Consider the following 5,324-nt stretch of genomic DNA (forward strand, 5'->3'; position numbering starts at 1 on the left):
CAGGTACCTTTTTGTGAAGAAAGTGTGTCTGGTGTGTGCATGATGTGAGGCTCTGCGATTAACCAGGAGCAGACAAAAATATCCTTATTCCACTATAAGGTATAATCTTCTCCACTTCAGAAACAGATCTGTTTTTCAAAATAAAAATAATGCGTATATTGCTAATTACAAACCAATTATAAATTTAAATAAAAAAAATGGGTAGAATAAAAAAAGGGATCATGGGCCCCTTCTCCGGAAAGGTGGGCACGGTGGTTGGCGCAAGCTGGCACGGAATAGACTATATGCGAAGCTTACCAACAGCAAGTAGCAAAAGCGCTTCGATTCCACAGGTAGGACAACGCACCAAGATGATTTTACTGAGAGGCTTTCTATTGGGCACTGATGAGATTATCAAACGCAGCTTTCAGAATTTCACTCAGGCAACGCCTATGAATGGGGCACTTTCATATAACCTCAAACATGCGATTGCAGGAACTAGTCCTGATCTCAGGATAGACTTTCCAAATTTATTGTTCAGCAAAGGTGATCTTCAGGGAGCCTCGTTGCCAGAGGCTGTTTCTGTACTGCGCAACGCTTTAGATTTCAGCTGGATCAATAGTGATTTTTCGCCTATGAATGCCGCAGATGATCTGGTAACCCTGGTGGTGTATGATCCGGTAGAAATGCAATTCTCAACACTCAGCGAGGCTGGAAGCCGCAACGAAGAGATCGTTCGGATTGTCCTTCCCGAAAAATTCAGCGGACATGCTGTGCATTGCTATATCAGCTTTTTTTCACAGCAATTTCAGATCAGCTCCACCAACCAATATTTGGGTGCAATTGAGGTTAAATAGTGCGCAAACACCGTATTTAACCTCATTCTGAAATTTAATCTTTCCACTTCCACTCTCCTGCGATCTTAAGCGGGAGTTCAAGGTTATTCTCTATTAGAAAAGCTCTCAACGCTCCATCAGATTGGCGGGAAACAGGAATCACCGGTGTATTGGCCAGTGCATAAGTCAGCATGGCGCTATAGCGTACGGTGTTTTTCAACCCCTGTTCATCCACCAGATTGAATACGTCGCCATTTGAGTGGTAAAATTGCCCGGATTGGTTGGGCAACTCCCCGCCAAAACCACCGCCTACAGGAATACCCATCAGCATAAAAGGTTCATGATCACTGTGCAGTCCGGCTTCCCGAAGGAATCCATTCCTGAAACCAGTATCCAGTTTAGCGATATCGCCTCCCCATGAGGTGAACAGGTCTTTCATCTCCTTTCTGCTGCTCAAAAAACCTTTTGGATCATTGGTCATATCATAGTTCAGCATAAACTTCAGCTGACCCAGTGTATTGGATTTCAAGGCATCAGCGATATACGCTTTAGAACCCAAAAGTCCCTCTTCTTCCCCCATAAATAACACAAACTCCACAGTCCGTTTGGTTTTCAACTTGAGTGCTTTAAATGTGCGGGCCATGTCTATCACAGCAAAAGAACCGATCCCATTGTCAATAGCGCCTGTAGCCAGGTCCCAGCTGTCCAGGTGTCCGCCCACAACAATCTTTTCTGCTGGCAGACTACTTCCTTTTAAACTGGCCACCACATTACGGGCTTTGATCATTCCGGAGAAATTGGTCATATGCAAACGGGCAAACTGCCTTTGTGTTTTCAGACTTTCCTTTACTTTCATCCCATCTTCCAGGCCGATACAGACGGCAGGAATCGGAATCAGCTTCCCGGTAACGGATGCAGTCCCTGTTAAAAGCACATTATTTTTTACCGTATTGATCATAATAATTCCAACCGCACCATATTTGGTCGCAATAGCGGTTTTTTCTGAGCGGTGCAGGGAGGCTGTTCCGGCAGGAGATCCTGGAAGAACGCCAAGATAAACCAGGGCAATTTTTCCTTTGACTTTATCTGCCACCTGCTGATAATCGGCTTCCAGTCCATTGCCCATGTCTACCAGCTCTGCCTTTACATCGGCTTTGACCGGGGAATGTGCCAGGGCAACAGAAGAGACTTCTTGTAATTGATCGGAACTATTTCCTATCGTGGTTTCGTTGCTGAGCCTGCTCCAGCTTTCTACTTCGAAAGGCTGGTACTTCACGTCATATCCATAAGATTTTAACAGGTTATAAGCATATGTTTCTGCCTTTGCTCCATTGGCCGAACCGGTTAAACGGTGTCCAATGGTTTCGGTAGCTTCTTTAAGATTGGAGTAGGCTTTAGAGTGGCTTTGAACTTCAGTATTAATAGCAGAAAAAGTATTGGAAAAATGATCTTGCGCAAAAACAGAGATACTGCTGCATAAGAACAATAAACTAAACAAGTATTTCATAGATCAAATTTTACGAATTAAGATTTTAAATGGAGACTGTATGGGCAAAAATTATTTTTTGCGCTCCGTGGTATAACGAACCAGTTGCTCCAGGCCGGTTCTGGCATCGCCAGGTTCAAAACTGTGCAGAATATCAAAAGCTTCCTTCTGGTATTCTTCCATCTTTTCATTGGCATAGCGGACCCCTTCTTTTCCGTTCACAAAATCAATGATTTCCTGGATCTTTACCGGATCGTCCTGATGATTTTTAACCAGGTTGATGATGCGTTTCTTTTCTGCTTTGTCTGAACGGTTCAACGCATAGATCAGTGGAAGGGTAACTTTCTTTTCTTTAATATCTATACCTATAGGTTTGCCTACATCATCGGTTCCAAAATCGAAAGTATCGTCTTTGATCTGAAAGGCAATACCTACCTTTTCACCAAAAAGGCGCATCTTTTCAATTACTTCATCGCTGGCTCCGGCAGATGCAGCACCGCAGGCACAGCAGGAAGCAATTAAAGAGGCTGTTTTCTGACGGATCACGTCAAAGTATAAAGCCTCACTGATGTCCATACGCCGTACCTTTTCGATCTGGAGCAGTTCACCTTCGCTCATTTGCTTTACAGCCTCTGAAACGATCTGAAGTAAGCGGAATTCATTGTTATTGACCGAAAGCAGGAGGCCTTTGGCCAGGAGATAATCACCTACAAGTACAGCAATCTTATTTTTCCACAAGGCATTGATGGAGAAGAAGCCTCTTCGCTCGTAAGCGTTATCTACTACGTCATCGTGTACCAAAGTGGCTGTATGCAAGAGCTCTACCAGTGCAGCGCCCCGATGCGTGGATTCGACGATACCACCGCACAATTTGGCGGCAAAGAAAACGAACATTGGACGGATTTGTTTCCCTTTCCTTTTAACGATATAATGCGTTATACGGTCAAGTAATGGGGCATCACTGTGCATAGAAGCTTTAAACTTCTCCTCAAAAACCGTAATATCGGCAGCTATGGGTTCTTTAATCTGATCTATTCCCGGCATGCAGGTTCAAAAATGTTGTCCACAAACATAAATTAAATTCCTCTAATATGGGCAAAAATCTGCTCTGCATGTACTCTTGAGTTTTCTATGAACCATTTATGGGTGTCCAGTCCACCACAAACCACGCCTGCAACATATAAGCCAGGAAGGTTAGTTTCCATTGTATCAGGGTTATATGCAGGAACGCCTCCCTTTCTTACTTCCAGCTGTACGCCTAATCTTTTCAGCATATCAGCATCTGGTTTATAACCCGTCATTGCAATTACCCAATCGTTCTTTATCTCTAAAACCCCTTCTTCCGTCCGGATCTTTACGGAATTTTCCTCAACAGACAGCAGTTCCGAATGATAATAGACCTTGATTTCACCTTCTTTGATCCTGTTTTCAATATCCGGGCGTACCCAATATTTCACATATGAACCAATCTCACCTTTACGGATCACGAGTGTAACTCTTGCTCCCTTTCGGTAGGCTTCGAGCGCAGCATCTATTGCAGAATTGTTCGCACCAACCACTACAACATCCTGAAAGGCATACAAATGGGGATCCTTATAATAGTGGGTCACTTTTGGAAGCTCCTCTCCAGGAATATTCATCATCACCGGAGCATCGTAGAAACCAGTAGCAATCACGACATACTTTGCGCGGTATATTGCTTTAGTGGTGTCAACAAAGAAAGAGCCATCTTCCTGCTTTTTTACCCCTTTAACGGGCTCAAACAAATGGATGTTCAAAGAAAATTTTTCCGTTACACGGCGATAGTATTCTACAGCTTCATTGCGGTTAGGCCTGGCATTAATACTTACAAAAGGAACACCGCCAATTTCCAGTCGCTGGGAAGTGGAAAAGAAGGTCATAAAAACCGGGTAATTATACAGGCTGTTCACCAGCGCACCTTTATCCACAATCACATAGCTCAATCCCGCCTTTTTTGCTTCTATACCGCAGGCCAGCCCGATCGGTCCGGCTCCAATAATTAATACATCATATTCATTCATCAATTGACAGATTAAGCTTTCATGGCTTTAGAAGGGCAGGCAAAATCTGTCCTTTTAAGACCTGTCTGTTTAATTGCCCCATAGCCACCAGCAATATCGATCACCTGTTCTATTCCTCTGGCTTTTAAAATAGAGGCTGCGATCATAGACCGATAACCGCCAGCACAATGAATATAATAGGTTTCATCAGGGTGGATCTCATTGGTCCATTCATTGATATAATCCAGCGGCCGGGTCAAAGTGGATTCCAGATGCTCTGCTTCGTATTCTCCCGGCTTGCGCACGTCCAGGACATGAATTTCAGGTTGTTGGGTCAGAATGTCTTCGAAGGCTTCGGCTGAAATAGAGGTAATGGTATCGGTATCTTTTCCTGCTGCCGTCCAGGCCCCAATACCACCTTTAAGATAGCCAATGGTATTGTCATAACCTACCCTGGCCAAACGGGTCAGGGCTTCTTCTTCTTTTCCTTCTTCTACGATCAACAGCAAAGGATGCTGCAAGTCGGTGATCAAGGCGCCTACCCATGGGGCAAACTGACCGTTTAAGCCAATATTTACAGAAGATGGGATAAATCCTTTGGCAAAAACCTGCGGATCTCTGGTGTCGAGCAATAAGGCTCCCGTTTGATTGGCCAATGCTTCAAATGCTTCCGGGCTGAGCGGGTTTAAGCCTTTCTCAAAAACCTGGTCAACACTTTCATAGCCATGTTTGTTCATGGAAGCGTTTTTTGCAAAGTATTGTGGAGGCGGCAGAATGCCATCGGTGACTTCCTGGATAAATTGATCCCTGCTTGTCGCTTTTAAAGCGTAATTAACTTCTTTTTGATGACCCAGGGTATCAAAAGTTTCCTTGCTCATGTTCTTACCGCAGGCAGAACCTGCTCCATGGGCCGGGTATACCAGTACATCATCGGGAAGGTTCAGGATTTTACTATGCAGGGAGTCGTATAAAGTGCCCGCCATATCTTCCATGGTCAGATCG

The 5,324-nt window shown here is 44.3% G+C and carries 5 protein-coding genes; 1 reads left to right on the forward strand and 4 read right to left on the reverse strand.

The genetic code is table 11. The features are described 5' to 3' along the window. Positions 1–197: 197 nt before the first annotated feature. A complete protein-coding gene (locus VNZ46_RS14105) occupies positions 198–836 on the forward strand; it encodes a DUF6266 family protein (protein WP_325560730.1) in 639 nt (212 codons plus the stop codon). 34 nt (positions 837–870) lie between these two features. Here the strand turns inward: VNZ46_RS14105 and VNZ46_RS14110 are convergent, their stop codons facing one another. From VNZ46_RS14110 to VNZ46_RS14125, 4 genes are all read right to left on the reverse strand, one after another. After that, positions 871–2,322, reverse strand: coding sequence for a M28 family peptidase (locus VNZ46_RS14110; protein ID WP_325560731.1), 1,452 nt, complete (start codon positions 2,320–2,322; stop codon positions 871–873). A 51-nt stretch (positions 2,323–2,373) separates the two neighbouring features. Continuing rightward, positions 2,374–3,345 carry a polyprenyl synthetase family protein gene (locus VNZ46_RS14115; RefSeq protein ID WP_133783244.1) on the reverse strand — a complete coding sequence of 324 codons (972 nt, stop codon included), beginning with the start codon at positions 3,343–3,345 and terminating at the stop codon, positions 2,374–2,376. Positions 3,346–3,377: 32 nt separating this feature from the next. Next, a complete protein-coding gene (locus VNZ46_RS14120) occupies positions 3,378–4,343 on the reverse strand; it encodes a YpdA family putative bacillithiol disulfide reductase (RefSeq protein WP_325560732.1) in 966 nt (321 codons plus the stop codon). Positions 4,344–4,354: 11 nt separating this feature from the next. After that, positions 4,355–5,324, reverse strand: a 970-nt coding sequence (locus VNZ46_RS14125; protein WP_325560733.1) for a rhodanese-like domain-containing protein, incomplete at its 5' end; no start/stop codon positions are given.

The sequence above is a fragment of the Pedobacter sp. genome, from assembly GCF_035566355.1.
In the GTDB taxonomy this organism is placed as follows: domain Bacteria; phylum Bacteroidota; class Bacteroidia; order Sphingobacteriales; family Sphingobacteriaceae; genus Pedobacter.

Coding starts and splice junctions, on each gene's coding strand:
- VNZ46_RS14105 (WP_325560730.1), top strand. CDS start 198: ATGGGTAGAATAAAAAAAGGGATCATGGGCCCCTTCTCCGGAAAGGTG.
- VNZ46_RS14110 (WP_325560731.1), bottom strand. CDS start 2,322: ATGAAATACTTGTTTAGTTTATTGTTCTTATGCAGCAGTATCTCTGTT.
- VNZ46_RS14115 (WP_133783244.1), bottom strand. CDS start 3,345: ATGCCGGGAATAGATCAGATTAAAGAACCCATAGCTGCCGATATTACG.
- VNZ46_RS14120 (WP_325560732.1), bottom strand. CDS start 4,343: ATGAATGAATATGATGTATTAATTATTGGAGCCGGACCGATCGGGCTG.